The 18907-nt window shown below is 72.2% G+C and carries 15 protein-coding genes and 1 pseudogene; 6 read left to right on the top strand and 10 right to left on the bottom strand.

Going from position 1 to position 18907, the window contains the following annotated elements:
- Nucleotides 1-416: 416 nt before the first annotated feature.
- A pseudogene (locus ACZ6RT_RS05000) lies at nucleotides 417-1253 on the bottom strand (BTAD domain-containing putative transcriptional regulator); the annotation flags it as partial.
- Nucleotides 1254-1930: 677 nt separating this feature from the next.
- On the opposite strand from ACZ6RT_RS05000, the gene ACZ6RT_RS04995 reads away from it, so the two are divergent.
- The gene (locus ACZ6RT_RS04995; protein ID WP_470152273.1) at nucleotides 1931-3403 is read left to right on the top strand and encodes an MDR family MFS transporter; all 1473 of its coding nucleotides are present in this window, start codon (nucleotides 1931-1933) and stop codon (nucleotides 3401-3403) included.
- A 146-nt stretch (nucleotides 3404-3549) separates the two neighbouring features.
- Here ACZ6RT_RS04995 and ACZ6RT_RS04990 read toward each other — a convergent pair whose 3' ends face one another.
- The 8 genes from ACZ6RT_RS04990 to ACZ6RT_RS04955 form a co-directional block, all read right to left on the bottom strand.
- Nucleotides 3550-5154 carry an ABC-F family ATP-binding cassette domain-containing protein gene (locus tag ACZ6RT_RS04990; protein ID WP_470152272.1) on the bottom strand — a complete coding sequence of 535 codons (1605 nt, stop codon included), beginning with the start codon at nucleotides 5152-5154 and terminating at the stop codon, nucleotides 3550-3552.
- Nucleotides 5155-5439: 285 nt separating this feature from the next.
- The gene (locus ACZ6RT_RS04985) at nucleotides 5440-7479 is read right to left on the bottom strand and encodes a cellulose binding domain-containing protein (protein ID WP_470152271.1); all 2040 of its coding nucleotides are present in this window, start codon (nucleotides 7477-7479) and stop codon (nucleotides 5440-5442) included.
- A gap of 269 nt (nucleotides 7480-7748) precedes the next feature.
- On the bottom strand, nucleotides 7749-8873 hold the full coding sequence (locus tag ACZ6RT_RS04980) for a polysaccharide deacetylase family protein (protein ID WP_470152270.1): 1125 nt from the start codon (nucleotides 8871-8873) through the stop codon (nucleotides 7749-7751).
- A gap of 333 nt (nucleotides 8874-9206) precedes the next feature.
- Nucleotides 9207-9377: a hypothetical protein gene (locus ACZ6RT_RS04975; protein ID WP_470152269.1), complete on the bottom strand. Its 171-nt coding sequence runs from the start codon at nucleotides 9375-9377 to the stop codon at nucleotides 9207-9209.
- Between the two features lie 132 nt (nucleotides 9378-9509).
- Nucleotides 9510-9968: an SRPBCC domain-containing protein gene (locus ACZ6RT_RS04970; RefSeq protein ID WP_399185173.1), complete on the bottom strand. Its 459-nt coding sequence runs from the start codon at nucleotides 9966-9968 to the stop codon at nucleotides 9510-9512.
- Nucleotides 9965-10300: an ArsR/SmtB family transcription factor gene (locus tag ACZ6RT_RS04965; RefSeq protein ID WP_344891666.1), complete on the bottom strand. Its 336-nt coding sequence runs from the start codon at nucleotides 10298-10300 to the stop codon at nucleotides 9965-9967. The genes ACZ6RT_RS04970 and ACZ6RT_RS04965 overlap by 4 nt, the downstream gene beginning before the upstream one ends.
- Before the next feature lie 62 nt (nucleotides 10301-10362).
- Nucleotides 10363-10857 carry a GNAT family N-acetyltransferase gene (locus ACZ6RT_RS04960; protein ID WP_470152268.1) on the bottom strand — a complete coding sequence of 165 codons (495 nt, stop codon included), beginning with the start codon at nucleotides 10855-10857 and terminating at the stop codon, nucleotides 10363-10365.
- An 11-nt stretch (nucleotides 10858-10868) separates the two neighbouring features.
- Complete coding sequence (locus ACZ6RT_RS04955) at nucleotides 10869-11411, bottom strand: CGNR zinc finger domain-containing protein (RefSeq protein ID WP_470152267.1); 543 nt, start codon at nucleotides 11409-11411, stop codon at nucleotides 10869-10871.
- A gap of 84 nt (nucleotides 11412-11495) precedes the next feature.
- On the opposite strand from ACZ6RT_RS04955, the gene ACZ6RT_RS04950 reads away from it, so the two are divergent.
- From ACZ6RT_RS04950 to ACZ6RT_RS04935, 4 genes are all read left to right on the top strand, one after another.
- Nucleotides 11496-12401: an alpha/beta fold hydrolase gene (locus tag ACZ6RT_RS04950; protein ID WP_470152266.1), complete on the top strand. Its 906-nt coding sequence runs from the start codon at nucleotides 11496-11498 to the stop codon at nucleotides 12399-12401.
- 675 nt (nucleotides 12402-13076) lie between these two features.
- Nucleotides 13077-13484 carry a hypothetical protein gene (locus tag ACZ6RT_RS04945; protein WP_399185177.1) on the top strand — a complete coding sequence of 136 codons (408 nt, stop codon included), beginning with the start codon at nucleotides 13077-13079 and terminating at the stop codon, nucleotides 13482-13484.
- Between the two features lie 131 nt (nucleotides 13485-13615).
- On the top strand, nucleotides 13616-14800 hold the full coding sequence (locus tag ACZ6RT_RS04940; protein WP_470152265.1) for an acyltransferase family protein: 1185 nt from the start codon (nucleotides 13616-13618) through the stop codon (nucleotides 14798-14800).
- Between the two features lie 108 nt (nucleotides 14801-14908).
- A complete protein-coding gene (locus tag ACZ6RT_RS04935) occupies nucleotides 14909-15730 on the top strand; it encodes an alpha/beta fold hydrolase (RefSeq protein WP_470152264.1) in 822 nt (273 codons plus the stop codon).
- Here the strand turns inward: ACZ6RT_RS04935 and ACZ6RT_RS04930 are convergent.
- Nucleotides 15682-18078 (bottom strand): DEAD/DEAH box helicase, encoded by a 2397-nt coding sequence (locus ACZ6RT_RS04930; protein WP_470152263.1) that lies wholly within the window; start codon nucleotides 18076-18078, stop codon nucleotides 15682-15684. The genes ACZ6RT_RS04935 and ACZ6RT_RS04930 overlap by 49 nt on opposite strands.
- Before the next feature lie 216 nt (nucleotides 18079-18294).
- On the opposite strand from ACZ6RT_RS04930, the gene ACZ6RT_RS04925 reads away from it, so the two are divergent.
- A complete protein-coding gene (locus ACZ6RT_RS04925; protein WP_399185181.1) occupies nucleotides 18295-18822 on the top strand; it encodes a GNAT family N-acetyltransferase in 528 nt (175 codons plus the stop codon).
- Nucleotides 18823-18907: the final 85 nt, after the last annotated feature.

The raw sequence follows: 18907 nt of genomic DNA, 5'->3' as shown, positions 1-18907 counted from the left end.
AACAGCGACAGCCACCGCAACGCCCGCCGTTCCGGCTCCCGGAGCAGGTTCCACGACCAGTCGATGACCGCGAGCAGCGTCCGGTGCCGGTCGGGGGCCGTGCGGTTCCCGCCGCGCAGCAGGGCGAACCGGTCCGCCAGGCGCCGCGCGATCTCCTCCACCGACATCGTCCGCACCCTGGCCGCGGCCAGCTCGATCGCCAGCGGCAGTCCGTCGAGGCGGGCGACGACCTCCTCGACCGCTCCCTCGCCGATCCGCACGTCCGGGCGGGCGGCCGTGGCGCGCTGGCGGAACAGCTCGACCGCGTCGCCCGCGGGCAGCTCGCCGAGCGGGTAGACGCGTTCGGCGGGGATCGACAGGGGGGCGCGCGAGGTGACGAGCACCCGCAGGTCGCGGGTCGTCACGGTCAGGAACGACACCAGGTCGGCGACAGCCCCGATCACGTGCTCGCAGTTGTCCAGGATCAGCAGCGCCGGGGCCTGGTCGAGATGCCGGGCGATCCGGGCGCGGACGTCGGAGCGCTGCTCGCTGGTCATGGCGCGGCGCCCGCTGACCGAGTCCCGGATCCCGAGCGCCGACCCGACCTCGCCCACCACGCCCTCCGGGGAGGAGACGCCGACGAGCTCGACGAAGTGGGCGACGGGCTGCGCGGCGTTCCTGCCGACGACATGGGCCAGCCGCGTCTTGCCCAGCCCGCCGGGGCCGACGATGGAGATCACCCGGTTCGTCTGCAGCAGGGCGTGCACCGCGCGGATGTCGCCGTCACGGCCGAGCAGCGAGGAGCCGTCGAACAGGATGCCCTCGCGCACCGGCCGGTCGGCGGCGAGGAGCCCGGCGTACACGCGGGCCAGCTCGGGCCCCGGTGCGGTGCCGAGCCGCGCGGCCACGCCCGCGCGGTACCGCTCGTAGCGCTCCAGGGCGGCGGCGGCACCCCGTACGGCGGCCTCGCTGCGCAGCAGGCAGGCGAGCAGCTCCTCGTCGTGCGGCCGGTCGGCCGCGGCCTCCTCCAGCAGCGGCAGCGCGCTCTCGTGGGCGCCGCTCCGGCCCCGCGCGATCGCCGCCACCCGCCGCGCCTCGGCCGCCCGGCCCGCCGCGGCGTCCCTGAGCTCGGCGAGCGGGCCGGTGGCGCCGTCCGGGCCGCCGGCCGCGAGGTCCAGGGCCTCCTCGGCACGTCGGCGGGCGAGCTCGGTGTCGTCCTCGCCGAGCGCGGCCCGTGCCTGCTCCACCAGCGCGTCGAGCAGCAGCGCGTCCACCTGGCCGGCGGGCAGCCCGAGCCGGTAGCCGCGCGGGATCCGCACCACGACGTCGGCACGGGTCGCCGCCCTGGTACGCGAGACGACCACCTGCAGCGCCTTCGCCGGGTTGGCCGGGGCCTCGTCGGGCCACAGCTCCTCGATCAGGCGCTCGTCACCGACCCCGGCCCGCCCGTGCAGGGCGAGCACGGCCAACAGGGTCCGCGCGCGATCACCGATCACGCGCGCACCCTGCCAGCGGACGCCGTCGAGCAGGACCAGTACGGGAGACACACCCTCAGCTTACGGACATGTCACCCCGGAACCCGGGCGTCGCCCCGCCGGGGCTCCGGGGCCCCGGGGCGTCCGGCGGCGGGGACGGGCCGGTCGTCCGGGATCGGAGCCCCCGCCCGGTCCGGGATTCTCACCCCCGGGGCGGCCCCATCGCCCCAGGAGCCCGTGTGCGGGACGTCCTCCCAGGCCACGGGGCGTTTCCCGGGTGCGCGCGCGTGATCGGGGGCGTCGTCCGCCGGTGAAAACCGGATGACATCTCCCGTAACTTGCCGAAATGCTGGGGTAGGGCGATGAGTTTTGTCGGTGCTGTCCGTCACTCTGACATGACCACGACTTCTTGTGAGACCCCCGGCTGGGACGCCAGCCATGACCGTGCCATGCCCGACGATCCAGATCGAGGAACCGTGTCGACCCCGCAGACCGACTCACCCGCCAAGCAAGCGACCACCGCCCCGGGTCGCACCCCGCCCGTGATCCGGCTGCTGGTGCTCGCCACGTTCGTGGTCATCCTCAACGAGACCATCATGATCAACGCGATCCCGCGGCTGATGGGCGCGCTGAACATCACCGAGCAGACCGCGCAGTGGCTCTCGACCGCCTTCATGCTGACCATGGCCGCCGTCATCCCGATCACCGGCTGGTTCCTGCAACGGGTGTCCACCCGGAGCGCGTACGCCACCGCGATGAGCCTGTTCCTGCTCGGCACCGCGCTGGCCGCCGTCGCGCCCTCGTTCGAGGTGCTGCTGGGCGCCCGCATCATCCAGGCGTCCGGTACGGCGGTGATGATGCCGCTGCTGATGACCACGCTGATGCAGGTGGTGCCCGAGGAGGACCGGGGCCGGGTGATGGGCACCCTCTCCCTGGCCATCTCGGTCGCGCCCGCCATGGGCCCGACGGTCTCGGGGGTGATCCTGCAGTTCGGATCCTGGCGGCTGCTGTTCGCCGTGGTGTTCCCCATCGCCGCCGTGATCACCTGGTTCGGGCTGAAGCAGCTCAAGAACGTCGGCGAGCCCAAGTACAGCACCGTCGACTGGCTGAGCGTGGTGACCGCGGCCGCGGGCTTCGGCGGCCTGGTCTACGGGCTCAGCCGGTTCGAGGGCGGCGACATCGGCACCGCCGTCACGATCGTGGCGGCCGGCCTGGCCGCCATCGTGGTCTTCGTGTTCCGCCAGCTGTCGCTGCAGAAGCGCGACGTGCCGCTGCTGGACCTGCGCACCCTGCGCCACCGCACCTACACGATCGCTTTGATCCTGATGTCGTTGGCCTTCATGGCGATGCTCGGATCCATGATCCTGCTGCCGCTGTACCTGCAGAACGTCCGCGGTCTCAGCGCCCTGGAGACCGGCCTCCTCGTGATGCCGGGCGGCCTCGCGATGGGGCTGCTCGGCCCGACCATCGGCCGCCTGTTCGACCGGTTCGGCGGCCGGGTCCTGGTCATCCCCGGGGCGATCGGGATCAGCCTCGCGCTCACCGGCTTCACCCAGATCACGATGACCATGCCGATCTGGCAGCTCCTCGGCCTGCACGCGCTGCTGATGGTGAGCCTGGCCGCGACGTTCACCCCGGTGTTCACCCTCGGGCTCGGCGCGGTCCCGTCGCCGCTCTACTCCCACGCCAGCTCGATCCTGAGCACGCTGCAGCAGGTGGCCGCGGCCATCGGCACCGCGCTCGTGGTCACCGTGATGAGCGCGCGATCCGAGACCCTGGTGTCCGAGGGGGCCACGAAGGTGCTCGCCGACCTCGGCGGCATGCGGCTGGCCTTCATCATCGGCGCGGCGCTGTCCGTGGCCGTGGTCGTCGCCGCCCTGCTCCTGCCCGCCCGCGCGGACAGGAACGACGAGGCCGAGGAGGAGACCCGGCCGATGGTGCCGGCCTGACGACGGCGGAACGGACGACGGCGGAACGAGAGGACGTGATCCTCCCCGCCGGGCAGGCCGTGCCCGGCGGGGAGGATCACGTCCACGGCCGCGGACCCCGGTGAGGGGACGGCCGGCCCTCCGGGGGAGAGCCGGCCGCCCGTGGGTCAGAGGGTCAGCCGGCGGGTGATGCCGATCGCGTCCAGGAACGGCGCGTCGTGGCTCGCGACGATCAACGCGCCCTCGTACGCGCGCAGCGCCTCCGTGAGCCGTTCGGTGCTCGCCAGGTCCAGGTTGTTGGTCGGCTCGTCCAGCAGCAGCAGCTGTGGCGCGGGCTCCGCCAGCAGCAGTGCCGCCAGTGAGGCGCGGAAACGCTCCCCGCCCGACAGGGTGCCGGCCGGCCGGTCGGCGCTCGCCCCCCGGAAGAGGAAGCGCGCGAGCCGGGCACGGATCGCGTTGTTCGTCGCCCCGGGCGCGAAACGGGCCACGTTCCCGGCCACGCTCAGGGAGTCGTCCAGGATGTCGAGCCGCTGCGGCAGGAACCGCAGCGGGACGTGGACCTGCACCTGTCCGGAGACCGGCTCCAGCTCTCCGGCGATCGTGCGCAGCAGCGTCGTCTTGCCCGAGCCGTTGCGCCCGGTCAGGGAGATCCGTTCCGGTCCGTGGACCTGGAGCCCGCCGCCCGCCTGCCCGAAGGTCCCGCCGGCCGGGGCTCCGTACCGCAGGCACAGGTCGCGCAGGGTCAGGACCGCCCGGTCCGGCGGGACGGCGGTGCGCGGCAGCTCGATCCTGATCTCGTCGTCGTCCCGTACGGCCTCCACCGCCTCGTCGAGGCGCTCCCTGGCCTCCGCGAGCTTCTCGGAGTGCATGATCCGGTGCTTGCCCGCGGACACCTGGGCCGCGCGCCTGCGCGCCTTCATGACGACCCGCGGCTCCCGTTTCGTGTCGTACATCTTCTGGCCGTACCGCACCCGCCTGGCCAGTTTCACGTGGGCGTCGGCCAGTTCCCGCTTCTGCCGCTGCACGTCGGCCTCGGCGACGCGGACCATCCGCTCAGCCGCCTCCTGCTCCTGGGCCAGCGCCTCCTCGTAGGCCGAGTAGGTCCCGCCGTACCAGCGCACCTCGCCGTCGCGCAGGTCCGCGATCCGGTCGACCCGCTCCAGCAGGGCGCGGTCGTGGCTGACCACGACCATCACCCCCGACCAGGAGTCCACGGCCGCGTACAGCCGCTCCCTGGCGACCAGGTCGAGGTTGTTGGTGGGCTCGTCCAGCAGCAGGACGGCGGGGCGGGCCAGCAGCAGCGCGGCGAGCCGGAGCAGGACGCACTCGCCGCCCGACAGCTCGCCGACGGTGCGGTCGAGGCCGATGTGCCCGAGCCCGAGCTGGTCGAGGGTGGCGCGGGCCCGTTCCTCGACGTCCCAGTCGTCGCCGACCGCGGCGAAGTGCTCCTCGCTCGTGTCGCCCGCCTCGATGGCGAGCAGCCCGGCCCGTACGGCGGCGATGCCGAGGGCCTGGTCCACCCGCAGGCCGGTGTCGAGGACGACGGTCTGCGGGAGGTACCCGATGTCGCCGGAGGCCTTGACCGTGCCCGCGGAAGGGGTGAGCTCACCGGCCAGCAGCCGCAGCAGGGTCGACTTGCCCGAGCCGTTGAGCCCGATCAGGCCGGTCCTGCCGGAGCCGACGGCCAGCTGGAGGCCGTCGAAGACGGTCGTCCCGTCGGGCCAGGCGAAGGAGAGGGACGAGCAGGTGACAAAGGTGGGGGTATGAGACATGGAGGCCTCCGGTCGTTGCGAGAAGAGCAGGGCAACGGATGGAGACACCGTGAGGGAAGACAGGTCCCGGTCGGGCGGACGGCTCTGCGGCCGAGGTCGCACGCGAGCACACGGACAGCGACGGAAGGTCGCTGCGCGGCACGGTGTCTCAGACCTCAGACGTACAACGTCCTGGCTCCGATCGACGACGACGGGGACCTGTCAACCGTACGAGCGGGACGCGAGGGTTGTCAACGCCATTACCGGGTGACGGGGGCCGTCCGGGCGGGACGGCCCCCGTCACCGCTAGCGGGTCGTGCAGACGGTTCCGTTGAGGGTGAAGACGGAGGGCAGCGTGTTCGGGCCGCTGTAGTTGCCGACGAAGCCGACCGTGGCCGTCGCGCCGGTGGCCAGCGAGCCGTTTCCGGGCTCGTTGACGACCTTGACGTTCTGCCCGGTCTGCGTCCAGACGGCGCCCCAGCCGCTGCCCAGGCTCTGCCACGTCCTGGGCCAGCCGAAGGTCAGGGTCCAGCCGTTGACCGGCGCGCCGTTGTTGGTGATGTCGATGGCGCCGACGTAGCCGTTGGCCCAGTCGGACTGCTTGGTCAGGCGTACCGAGCACGTGCTGGAGGCGGGGGTGCCGGTCGTGAACGTCAGCGGCGCGGAGGGGGCGGAGGTGCCGCCGCCGCCGTCCCGGGCGATCACGTTGACCGTGTAGCGCGTGCCCGGCTTCAGGTTGTTCACGGTGACCGAGGTGCCGCCCGTCTCGCCGATCTGCTCGCCGACGGCCCCGTTCTGGCGGCTGACCTCGTACTTCACGACCGGGCGCGTACCGGCGGAGGCGGCGGGCCAGGAGATCGTGGCGGTGGTGTCCGTCACGTTCGAGACCGTCGGCTGCCCCGGCGCGCCCGGCAGGCCGGCCTGGACGGAGGAGGGACGCAGGACGAGTGTGGTCAGCGAGAGCGGCGGCAGCGTCCGGCCGGTCGCGCTGCCCGTGGCCGACTCGGTGATGCCGGTGGCGCCGTTGGTGTGCGTCAGCACGGTGGGAGCGCCGGGCGCGGGGCTGAAGCCGGAGTAGTCGATCGTGACGGGGTAGGACGTGTCGGACGACGTGTTGATCAGCATGACGGCCAGGTCGCCGTTGGCGCGGCGCACGGCGTGCGCGGTGACCTTCGCCTCGTCGGTCGCGGCCCGGATGAACCGGTCACCGGAGCGGGCGAACCTGCTCACCATCTGCAGCGCGTAGTACGGCGCGAAGGGCGTGTTCACCGCCGGCTCGCAGACGCTGCCGTCGGCGGTGCACGTCCCGCTGGACAGCAGGCCGAAGTCGCCGTAGTCGGTGTGCCCCTCGACCTGCGTGACGGTGCCGATGCCGTTGCGGACGTTCCACCAGTCGACCGTGAACACCCCGTTGGCCAGCAGCGTCGCGTAGGCGTCGGCCGCGGCCAGCGCGCCGGGCTGGGTGTTGGTGCCGTTGGTGTTCGACCCGGTGTTGAACTCGGTCATCGCGATGCCGATCCGCTCCGAGCCCGCCCCGACGTGCCTGGCGATCTGCCGCCGGGTGAGGTCGATCATGTCGGGGATGTGACCGGTCCTGTCGAGGGATCCGGGGTACCAGTGCAGGATCACGAAGTCGATCTTCGATCCGGCGGCGGCCAGGACGACGTCGTTCCAGCTTCCGGTGTCGCCGTCGGCGACGATGGCGTCGGGCCAGTTGGCCGGGGTGGTCAGCACGGCGCCGATCTTGATGGTCGGGTCGACGGCCTTCATCGCGTCGGAGTAGGCCACGACGTGGCGCGCGTACTCGGCCGGGCTCTTGTCGGCGTGGTCGTCGGCCTCCCAGGCGGCGCCGTAACGGCCGTTGCCGTAGTTCTCGTTGCCGATCTCCCAGTACTTGACGCCGTAGTCCTTGGTGACGTTGGCGTACCGGACCCAGGCCGCGGCCTCGGCCGCCGTGCCGGTGCCGTAGTTGGCGGTCACCATCGGCTGCGCGCCGGTGCGCCGCACGCCGCGCATGAAGGTGTCGAAGTCGGTGTTGGGGGCCACGTAGCCGCCGGGAGCGGTGTGGTCGGCCCAGTGGTAGATGTCGGAGTACGAGCCGCCGGGATAGCGCAGCACCTTCACGCCCGCGTCCTTGAGCAGGTCGGCGGTCGTGTCGTTGCCCAGCTGTGTGTCCCAGATCGCATGGTTGGTGCCGATGCCGGTCTCGGGGACGGGGGCGAGCGCGGCGCGGGCGTTCACGGTCACCGCGACCGGATCGGCCTCGTCGGCGTGCGCCACGGGGACGTTCAGGGTGGCCAGCGTCAGCAGAACGGCGGACGCGGCCCGTAACAGGGTTCTTGGCATCGGTGCACCTCGGCAACGGATAGTGGCATTCACACGACGCCCCCTCCTGACCCGGAGGCACCATGATCATGGGTGGTCGCACCGCATCCGTCAACCGTCGGTGAAACTTTCACATCCGCTGGTCACGGCGGTGGACACCGGCCGCGCGCGGGGTCCGGTGCCACGTCCGTCGAGGGGCCGTGCGGTGTGACGATCGGGGTGATCCAGGGTCGCCGGACGATCGGGGACCGTCACACCGCACGGCCTCGTGCAGGGTCCCGGCGCGGGCCTCAGGCGGCGCGGCAGGAGACGGACGGCCAGGTCCGGTCCCCGCCGTGCTGGACCGTGAAGCCGAACGTGTTCCCGCTGCCGTTGGGCCTCATCGTCATGACGGTGCCGCTCGAGTCCCAGCTCGGGGTGCCGTTCCAGGTGTTGATGATCCTCTGCGGGCTGCGCACGGTCACCGTGGCGACCCACGCGCCGGTCCCCGAGACGGTGACCGACAGGTTGAACCGGTCACCCCACTGCTGTCCCGGGGAGATCGTGGCCGTGCAGCCACCGGAGGGCGTCGGCGTCGGCGTGGGGGTCGGGGTTGGCGTCGGGCCGGGACCGTCGGCCGGCGCGACGGCCCTGCCGGTCGAGGGCGAGATCATGCCCGCGCACAGGTTGCGGCTCCTGAGGCCGGCGGCGATCTGCGGGATCGCGGCGATCGTCGTCGCGTAGTTGTCGTGCATGAGGATGATCTGGCCGTTCCGCAGGGTGCCCGCGGCCTGCACGATCTGCGCGGTGCTCGCGCCGTTCCAGTCCCGAGAGTCGACGTCCCAGAGGATCTCGGTGAGGCCGAGCTGCTGCTCGATCGACCTGACCGTGGCGTTGGTCTCCCCGTACGGCGGCCGGAACAGCCTCGGCGCGGTGCCGGTGACCTGCTGGAGGACCTGCTGGGTCCGCTGGAGCTCCGACTGGATCTGCGAGCCGCTCATCTGGGTCAGGTGGGGATGGGTCCAGCTGTGGTTGCCGATCCACATGCCGGCGTCCCGCTGGGCCCGGACCAGTGCCGCGTTGTTCTGGACGTTCTGCCCGACGTTGAACATCGTGGCGCGCAGCCCGTTCGACGTGAGCGCGTTCAGCAGGGAGGCGGTGGTACCGGGGTTGGGGCCGTCGTCGAAGGTCAGGCCGACGTATCCGGCGCTGCAGTCGGCCCGGGCACCGCTGCCGCCGCCGTCGAGGGAGCGGCCCGTCCCGGTCACCGCGCCGGACGTGCTCGCGGCGCCGGCCGGGACCGACAGGGCCGACAGGGCCGACAGGGCCACGGTGAACGCCGCGACGAGGATTCCCACGGTGCCCATGACGAGCGCGTTCCGGAGAGCCGGGCAGCGCTTCCGGTGCCCGCCGAGGACGAGAGAGCGATCGATCATGTCTGTTCCTCCACTGGAACACCGATCGGAGACGGGGGATGCGCGTGTTCCGGCCACGGCTCGCCGCGGCCGGAACACGCAGGTCACAGGGCCGCGCCGAGACGCGATCCGTCATCGTTCACCCGGGCGAAGGTGTGGAGAGCTCCACTCGGGACTCATTCTGTGAAGGCCCACGAAATGTGTCAATAGATTTCCGGAATGTTTCGACAGAATGAATGTTTCACGGACTTATTGCGCGATTTGCCTGCTGATAAGCGGATGAAACTTTCGGAGGCCGATATCCGGATCGTGGGCGGCGTGGTCGATCCGCAGGTGGCCGGGGGCGTCCGGGCCCTACGGCCGCGTGCCGTGCCCGCCGTGCCCGCCGTGCCCGACGGAAGCGTCCGGCCCGCGATCGAGCCCGCGTATCGCCAGGAGTCCCGCGACCGTGACGGACGCGAGAACGACGTGGCACAGTGCCGGCGTGACCGTGGAGACGGTGTCGAGGTCGGTGGGAATCGTCATGACGGGAATGGTCACAAGGGCGAGCAGTGGGGCGACGACGCTGCCGTGCCGGCGTCGCGCCCCCGCTCCCGGGTCCGGTCGTCGACGCCGGGTGACGTGGTCATGCGCGTCTCCGTCGTACGGTGCGGGTCGTCACCGGCGGAGAAGGTAGGCCTCGATGCGGTCGAACGCCCCGACCCAGGCGTGCCGGCTGAAGAAGTCGCGCGTCTCGGCGTCGGGGAAGCCGCTCTGCACCACGGTGAGGAGCGTCCCCTTCTCGTGCTCCTCGAAGGTGATCTCGACCGTCGTCGTCATGGTCGTCCCGTCCGGGCTGCTGCCGGTGGACTCGGTGACCAGGCGCTTCGGAGGGTCGATCACCATGAAGGTCTGCGTCTCGCGGAACAGGGTGTCGCGATCCGGTCCCCAGACGGCGGTCTGCAGGCCGCCGACCCGCAGGTCGACCTCGATCTCGACGACCCCGGGGGTCTCGTCGAGGATGCTGAACCAGATCTTCTGCTTCTCCGCGTCGGTGTAGGCGTCGAAGACCTCCTCGGGGGTGGCGGGGAGCACGCGGGTCAACCGCAGCTGTGCGGTTCCGGTCTGAGCGGTCACTGTTCGGTTCCTTTCCTGAGGGTGAAGTAGGCGTCGAGCCCGTCGAGCCTGCGTTCCCACAGACGCTGGTAGAAGGAGATCCAGGCCATGGCGTCGTCCAATCGTTCGGTCCCCAGGCGGCACTGCCGCGACCGGCCGACCTTCTCGGTGGTGACCAGGCCGGCGTTCTCCAGAACGAGGACGTGTTTCTTCATGCCGGTCAGCGACATGCCGAACGGCTCGGCCAGTTCGCCGATCGATGCCGGCCCCTCGCTCAGGCGGACCAGGATCTGCCGCCGTGTCGCGTCCGCCAGCGCTGAGAACGCTCGATCGAGCGCCAATTGCTGAACCATATGGTTCAGTGTAGGACACTGAACCGAAAGGTGCAATGTCGAGGGCGAGCGGGTTCCGCGGACTACGACGCGGGCTCCGCGTGCCGCAGCCACACGTAGTCGACCGGCTGGGGGGCGTTCCACGCCGCGGCCAGCGCGGGATCGACCGGCAGGAAACCGGCCCCCCGGTAGCAGCGCAGGGCCCGGTCGTTGTCCGGGTGGACCCGCATGAAGACGTCCGCCAGGCCCGTGTCCCGGGCCAGGACGGTCAGTGCCCGCACCAGTTCCCGGCCGACGCCCCTGCCGCGGGCGCCGGGCGCCACGATGAGCCGGGCGAGCTCGACCTCGTCCTCCTCGGTGTCGAGCCAGAGCTCCCCGTAGCCGAGCGGGTCGCCGTCGCCGGAGGGGCCCTCGAAGAGCAGATGGGAGCGGACGTCCTCGTCCAGCTGCCACCCGGTGACGGTCCGGGGCGACAGCGGGAACTCCGTTCGCGCGCACCACATCTCGACCTCGCGCGCCGAGGTTGGCCAGCCGGCGACCGTGGCCGCGTGGGCCTCGGTGAAGGGCCGCAGATCCATGTCGTGTCCTCTCACTCCGGGGACGCGCCGTCCGCGGGCGCGTTGTGGCGCCGGTAGTAGCGGGCGACGCGGACCCGGTTGCCGCACAGCGCGGCCGAGCACCAGCGACGGCGCGGATGGGCCGGGAGGAAGAGTAACCGGCAGCCCGGCCCGGCGCAGCCGCGGACCCTGCCGATGTCGGGACCGGCGAGCAGGTCCACGGCGGACTCGGCGAGCTCGGCCAGCAGCCTGGCGGTGGGGTCGCCGCCGCGCCTGACCAGGACGTCCGGCCAGTCCAGCTCGCGGTGGGCGGGCGCGTGCCGCAGCGCCTCGTTGAGGACGCGCAGTGCCGGGGCGGGGGGCGGGCCGCCCGCGCGGACGTGCTCGACGCACTCCTGGACCGCCTGGCGCAGCCGCCGTACCGCGTCGAGGTCGACCTCCGCCTCCGGCGGGGTCAGGCGTTCCTGCTGGGCGGCCAGCCAGTCACGGAACGACGCGTCCTCCTCCAGCAGGTCGCCGTCTCGCCACCGGGTGTTGAGCAGGTCGAGCGCGAGCGGCTCTCCGACCAGGATCATGCCGTTAATGGTACATCCGGCGATTGACGCATTAGAAACCTCCTGGCTATAACTAATGCATCATCGTCTCTGAAAGGCATGTGGATGACCGTTCCGCACGTGTTCCACCGCTTCCTGGACGTCGGCGGGGTCCGCGTCTTCTACCGGCAGACCGGCCCCGCCGGGACGCCGGACGCGCCGGTGCTGCTCCTGCTGCACGGCTTCCCCTCGGGCTCGCACCAGTTCCGCCGGCTGATGGACGCCCTCGGCGACCGGTACGTGATGATCGCCCCGGACCTTCCCGGCTTCGGGCACACCGAGGTGCCCGAGGGCTTCACGTACTCCTTCGACCGGCTGGCGGACGTCCTGGAGGGGTTCGTGTCGGCGCTGGGGCTCGACAGGTTCGTGATGTACACCTTCGACTTCGGGGGACCGGCCGGCCTCCGGCTGGCCACGAGGAATCCCGGGCGGATCGCCGGTCTGATCGTGCAGAACGCCAACGCCTACGAGGACGGCCTGTCGGACGTGGCCCGGGAGACGATCGCCAACCGGCCGGGTGTCCCCGGGGCCGAGGAGAACGTCCGGCGGCTGTTCGAGCTCGAGGTGACCCGCGACCAGTACGAGGGGGGCACCACCGACGTCGAGCGCATCGCCCCGGACGGCTGGACCCTGGACCAGCACTTCCTCGACCTTCCCGGCCGCAAGGACGCGCAGGCCGGCCTGGCGCTGGACTACCACTCGAACGTCGCCCTCTACCCCGAGTGGCAGCGCTGGCTGCGCGAGCACCGGCCACCCGCCCTCGTCGTGTGGGGCACCCGGGACCCGTTCTTCACCGAGGCCGGAGCCCGCGCCTACCTCCGCGACCTGCCGGACGCGCGGCTCCACCTCTTCGAGACCGGGCACTTCGCCCTGGAGGAGAACCTCCCCGAGATCGCCCCGCTCATCGCGGACTTCGTCGACGACCTGTACGGGACGACACATGCGACGACGGCTCGTACGGCGACGACCTGAGCAAGGACGCCGCGCGACGACGGCCCGCATGGGAACGGCCCGCACGGCGACGGCTCACACCGGGACGGCCCGCGCGACGACGGCCCGCACCGGGACGGCCCGCGCGGGGGCGGCCCGCACGAGGAGGGTCTCCGCGGGGGCGGGTCCGTCTCCTCGCCGGGGACGGGTCCCGGTGACCGGCCCCGGAAAAGACGGGGAACCCGGGCCGTCGTCCTGACGACCCGGGTTCCCCTGCCCGCTCCGCGCGTCCGGGCATGCCCGGTTCCCCGTACGGCGCGGGTGTGACCCCCGGCGACGGATCCGCCCCGGACGCGGCCCCTGCGGCCGTCCCGATCGGAGATCGGGAACCACCGCGAGCGACGCTCCCCGGGCGACCCGTCATCGGCCTGTCAGCCTCCCATATGGACGGGGCGCGGTCCGGGGAAGGGCGGCCGCGGTGCCGGATAGGGCGGTCGCGGACCCGGACCCGGAGGGATCGGCGCCGCGTACGGAGGACGCCACCCCGGGTACGGCGGGCGCGGAGCCGGGTACGGCGGACGCCACGACGGGTACGGCGGGCGCCAGCCCGGGTACGGCGGACGCCACTGGGTCGGGTACGGCGGACGCCACGACGGGTAGGGCGGACGCCAGCCCGGGTACGGCGGGCGCCATCCCGGATAGGAGGGCCAGTAGCCCGTGTTCGGTATCGACGGGATCGGCACGCAGTCGTACTGCGGGCAGGGCGTGGTGAAGCAGTGCTTGGGCGAGGGCACGCAGATGCGTCCCGGACCGCAGTTGACCAGCGCGCAGGGCGATCCGGGGCTGCACGTGCCGGTCGACCGCCCGTCCGACACGGCGGCCGTCCGCACCTCCGCGGCGGTCCTCGTGCTCTCCCCCCACGCCGCGGTCACGGTGGCCGGTGACCCGGCGGCCGCAACCACGACCAGGGCCGGGATCAGTTTTCGGAGCATTTTTCCCCCAGTTATCATGATCGGTTCTAGCTCTCCGGCGATGCTCGCACCGGCCGTTCCTGCTAACGGCAAAACGACTCTCAGCAGGGAGGATGGCTTACCGAAAAGGCCGCGGGACGGTGCCGCCGATTAACGGAGAGAAGGCGAAATATCCCTTCATCGACCAGGGATGCCGCCTGCCGCGTCGCACGGCCCGGTGGTGCGGGCGACGGCCGGACGGGGGTTCACGCCCGGATGTCCGCGGGATCCCCTAAAGTCGGGCGAATGGCTCCGACCCCCTCGCGGCTGGCCTGGCTGGACGCGCTGCGCGGACCCGCCGCGCTGGCCGTCGCGCTGCACCACTCCGGCTGGACCTTCGTCCCGGGCCTGTGGGCCGAGGTGGACCGCAGGATCGACGTCGGGACCTGGGGCGTCTTCGTGTTCTTCCTGGTCAGCGGGTACATCATCCCCGCCTCCCTGGAACGGCGCGGTGACCTGCGGGCCTTCTGGATCGGCCGGGCCTTCAGGCTGCTGCCGCTGCTGCTGGCCGCGCTCGGCCTGGCGCTCCTGCTCGCCCGGGCCGGTGCTTTCGCGTTGCATCCCGGTACGGCGACGCGTCCGCTGCCGCTCGTCGCGCTGGGGAACCTGACGATGCTGCAGGAACTGCTCGGCGTGCCCGCCGTCATCGACGTGATGTGGACGCTCTCGTACGAGATGGCGTTCTACCTGATGGCGGTCGGGTTGTTCGCGACGGGGCGGGCGCACCGGTCGGCCGCCGTCGCGGCCGTGCTGGCGGTGGTGGCCGTACCGCTCGGGCTGCTGCTGCCGGGCCCGCTCATCCGCGGTCGTGCCGACCTGACCGCCGCGCTCCTCGCCGTCGCGGTCGTCGCGGTCGTCGTCGTGTCGGCGTGGGCGCGCGGCACGGCGCGCACGGCCGCCGCGGTGACCGGTGGCGTCCTCGGCCTGGCCCTGGTGATCCTGGGCAGCCGGATCGGGGCGTGGCAGGGGCTGACGATCCTGGCCCTGATGTTCGCGGGCACCGCCGTGTACCGGGCGGAGCAGGGCACGATCCGGTGGCGTACCGCCGTCGCCGCCGTGCTGACGGTGACGGCCTGCGGGCTCCTCGCCAAGGACGACCCCGGCTGGGCACCGGCGATCGTGCTGGCCGTGGGGTTCTTCGGGGGAGCGTTCGCGCTGCGGCACCGGCGGTTCCCCCGGCCGCTCGCCCACCTCGGGGTGATCAGCTTCTCCCTCTACCTGCTCCACCCGCTGCTGCTGCGGGTGAGCCCGAACCTGTGGACGTTCCTGCTCGTCCTGGTGCCGCTCTGTCACCTGACCCACCGCCTGGTCGAGGACCCGGGCCGGCGTCTCGGGAGGCGTCTCGTCCGGAGCCCGGCCGGGCGTCCCTCCGGGGACGGATCCGTGGAGGAGGACCCTCGCAAAGCGCCGGCCCGGGTCAAGAGCGGTTAAGTATGTGATCGGATTTCCGGTGATGGGGCCTTCCGGCCGATTGGGAGGGCTTCCGGCTGCCTACCGTCGAAGCATGTCCGGTTCGCCCAGCGCTTCGAGGTAGGCACCATGAGCTTCATCACCACCGACGACGGCACCCAGATCTTCTACAAGGACTGGGGCGCGGGCAGGCCGGTCGTCTTCAGCCACGGCTGGCCGCTCAACGCCGACACCTGGGACGACCAGATGATGCTGGTCGCGGAGCACGGCTTCCGCGCCGTCGCCCACGACCGCCGCGGGCACGGCCGCTCCGGGCAGCCCTGGCACGGCAACGACATGGACACCTACGCCGACGACCTCGCCAAGCTCGTCGAGACCCTCGACCTGCGGGACGCGATCCTGGTCGGCCACTCCACCGGCGGCGGCGAGGTGGCCCGCTACATCGGCCGGCACGGCACCTCCCGCGTGTCCAAGGCGGTCCTGCTGGGCGCGGTCCCGCCGATCATGGTCAGGACGGACGCCAACCCCGACGGCCTGCCGATCGACGTGTTCAACGGCATCCGCGCGGGTGTCGCGGCCGACCGCTCGCAGTTCTACCGGGACCTCAGCATGTCCTTCTTCGGATTCAACAGGCCCGGTGCACAGGTGTCGCAGGGCGCGCGCGACGCGTTCTGGATGTGGGGCATGCAGGTGGGCCTCAAGGGCGCGTACGACTGCGTCAAGCAGTTCTCCGAGACCGACTTCACCGAGGACCTCAAGCGCTTCGACGTCCCGACGCTGGTCGCGCACGGTGACGACGACCAGATCGTGCCCATCGGCGCCGCCGGCCTGAAGTCGGCGAAACTCATCAAGGACGCCACCCTGAAGGTCTACCCCGGCCGTCCGCACGGCCTGGTCGGCGCCTACAAGGACGAGTTCGGCACCGACCTGCTGGCCTTCGTCACGTCCTGAACGGCTCCCGCACCGCCGGCGGGACCCAGCGCGAGCCGCCGCTGCTCCTCCTCGACGATGTGGCGGGCCAGCGCCTGCTCGGAGATGTCGATCGCGTCGGGGGTGGACTCGGCCAGGGCGCTGCGGCGGGCGTACACGTCGAAGAGGCCGGCCTTGCCACGGAGGATGTCGAGCATGCGCTGGTCGACGCTGTCGGCCGTGAGCAGGCGGTGCACCTGGACCTTGCGGACCTGGCCCATGCGGTGCGCCCTGGCCACGGCCTGGCTCTCCATGGTCGGCTTGACCTGGGGCTCGCAGATGATCACGACGGACGCGGCCTGCAGGTTGACGCCGATCCCGCCCGCCTGGATCTGGCTGAGCAGCACGGCGTGGCCGGGGGCGGAGGTGAACGCGTCCACGATCCGCTGGCGCTCGACGGCGCCGACGTCCCCGGAGATCGGGCCGTGCGCGCGGTCGCCCAGGGCGTCGTGGACGGCGGCGATGACGTCGCGGAAGTAGGAGAAGACCACGACCTTGAGGTCGTTGCCCGCGGCCTCGTCCACCAGTTCCAGCAGCCGGTGCAGCTTGGCCGAGGTCCGCGGCACGGCGTAGGCGGCGCGGCGCATCGCCATGAAGTTCCCCTTCGCCACCGCCCTGCGGTAGGCGGCCAGGTCCGCCGCGCTGAACTCCTCCCACTCGTCCACGTGGACGAGGTCGGGCAGCTCGGTCAGCACGTCCTCCTGGTTGCGGCGCAGGTAGACCGGGGCCACGGCCCTGCGGAAGGCCCGCGCGCCCGCAGCCGCGTCACTGCCCCTGATGGAGGCGACCAGGTCGGGCCGCAGCAGGCCGACCAGGTTGCGGAACTCCTCGACGCGGTTCTCCATCGGGGTGCCGGTCAGGAAGAGCACCCGCTCGCTGCGGCCGCACCACGAGGCCACGGCCTTGGACCGGCGGGTCTCGGGGTTCTTGACGTAGTGCGCCTCGTCGACCACGAGCATCCCGAGCCTGAGGTCGGCGGGGATCTCCAGGCGGTGCAGCGTGTCCAGCGTGGTCACCGCGACGTCGCCCGCGCCGATCCAGCCGGTCAGCGCGGCGGCCCGGCCGGGGCCGTGCAGCGGGTGGGCGGCGAGCGTGCTGCGGGCCTCGATCTCGCGCACCCAGTTGAGCAGGACGCTGGCCGGGCAGGCCACCAGGAAGTGCCGCTCGCCCTCCGCCTTGAGGTGCGCGAACGCGGCGATGGCCTCGATGGTCTTGCCCAGGCCCATCTCGTCCCCCAGGATCACCCGGCGCTGGGCGAGGGCGAACCGGGCGCCGAACGACTGGTAGCCGCGCAGCGAGACCCGCCGGTGGGTGTCGTCGAGGTCCTGGGCCTTGACCCGCGCCGAGACGTCGTCGGGCAGGAAGCCCTCGGAGGCGACGCGGTCGGGCTTGAGGGCGGCCAGCTCGGCGAGCAGGTTGTAGTACTCGGACGCGCGGAGCTCGAAGTCGACCCACGCCTCGATGTCGGAGACCGGCGGGCGGAGCAGGTCCACCGACGCCTGGTCGAACAGCAGCGACGTGTCGGACGCGTTCGCCGTGTCGAGCACCTCCGCGATCCGCGCGACGGCCTCGCGGGCCCGCTCACGGCCCCTGCGGCCCGCGAGCAGCATCCGCAGCCGCCCGCCGGCCGGCTGCGCGGCGGGCAGCAGCGAGGACAGGCTCCGGTCGATCCCGGTGGCGGCGGCGCGGGCGCGCGGCAGGTCGGGCCCGGCGGTCACCAGCCGGTTCAGCGCGACCAGCAGGGCCGTGGTCTCGGCGTCCTGGGAGTCGACGTCGATCCGCAGGGTCACCGTCTCCTCCGCGGCCCGGGCGATCTGCCCGGCGGCGGCGTGCACCTGCCCCGCCGTCCGCGCGCCCACCCCGGGCAGCAGCTGGAGCGCGTACGGCGTGCTGTCCAGGACGTCGAGGACCGTCGCGTACCCGGCCTGCTCGAAGGTGCCGAGCCGCAGCCGTCCCCCGGTGACGTCCTTCAGCCGCGTCAGCGGGATCGAGGCCAGCTCGGCGCGGGCCAGGCGGGTACGGAGCGAGGAGAGCGCGTGCTGGACGTCGGCGTGGGCCCGCGCGTCGTCGGCGAGCAGCGCGCGTGCGTGGGCCAGCAGGCGGCCGGCCCGCTGGAACAGGGCTCTGGCCTGGCGGGGGGAGGGCGTCTCCCGGGACCCGGGCGCCGGTGCGGGCCCGGGCGTCCGCGGGGGCGGCTGCTCGGACGTAACCGTCCTGGCCGGCCAGGACGTCCCCTCCTCCGAGGGCGTCCTGCGGGACGCGGACGGTCTCCGGGGCGCCGGTGTCCTCCGGGGCGCGGGTGCCGCGCCCTTACGCCCGCTCTCGCCCACGCTCACCATCCCCTCCCGTCGCGGCCGGATCGCAGGCTTCACCGTTGCCAACGGCCGGGCGGGTTGTCAACGACCGGACCGCCGGGGACGGAGGCGCCGCCACAGCATTTGCCCATCGACGGACCATTTATAGGTATTTCGTCCGCCCGACTGTCGGTGGCCCCTGGCAGACTCGGCGCACTCGCGCAGGCGAACGGTCCACGGTGAGGGGAAGACATGCCGGAGCGGACGAACACCCCGGGGGTGCGGCTCGACCCGTGGTCGGAGGACGACCTCGACCTGTTGCGCCGGATCAACGCGCCGGAGATGACCGAACACCTGGGCGGCCCGGAGACCGAGGAGAAGCTCCTGGCGCGGCACCGGCGGTACGTCGAGATCACCGGGAAGGGGGCCGGCCGGATGTTCGCCGTCGTCCTGCTCCCGGAGCTGCGGAAGGCCGGCAGCATCGGCTACTGGGAACGCGTCTGGGGCGAGGAGGTCGTGTACGAGACCGGCTGGGGCGTCCTGCCGGAGTTCCAGGGCCGGGGCGTCGCGGCCGCAGCGGCCCGGGCCGTCGCCGTGGAGGCCGCCGCGGAGCGCAGGCACCGCCACCTCCACGCGTTCCCCTCCGTCGACCACCCCGCCTCGAACGCGGTCTGCCGCAAGGCCGGGTTCGTCCTCGTGGCGGAGTGCGACTTCGAGTATCCGCCGGGAACCGTCATGCGCTGCAACGACTGGCGTCTGGACCTCACCGGAGTGGTCTGAGGCGCCGTCCCGGCGCTCCGCTGCCGGGGCCCCGGAATGGGTAATAGGGCACGCTCGGGCAGATGTGTGCATTCCTGCGCAGAAG

The sequence above is a fragment of the Streptosporangium sp. NPDC050148 genome (assembly GCF_055586505.1).
The sequence above is the reverse complement of the archived record's forward strand: the minus strand, read 5'-3'. Positions and strand labels throughout refer to the sequence as shown.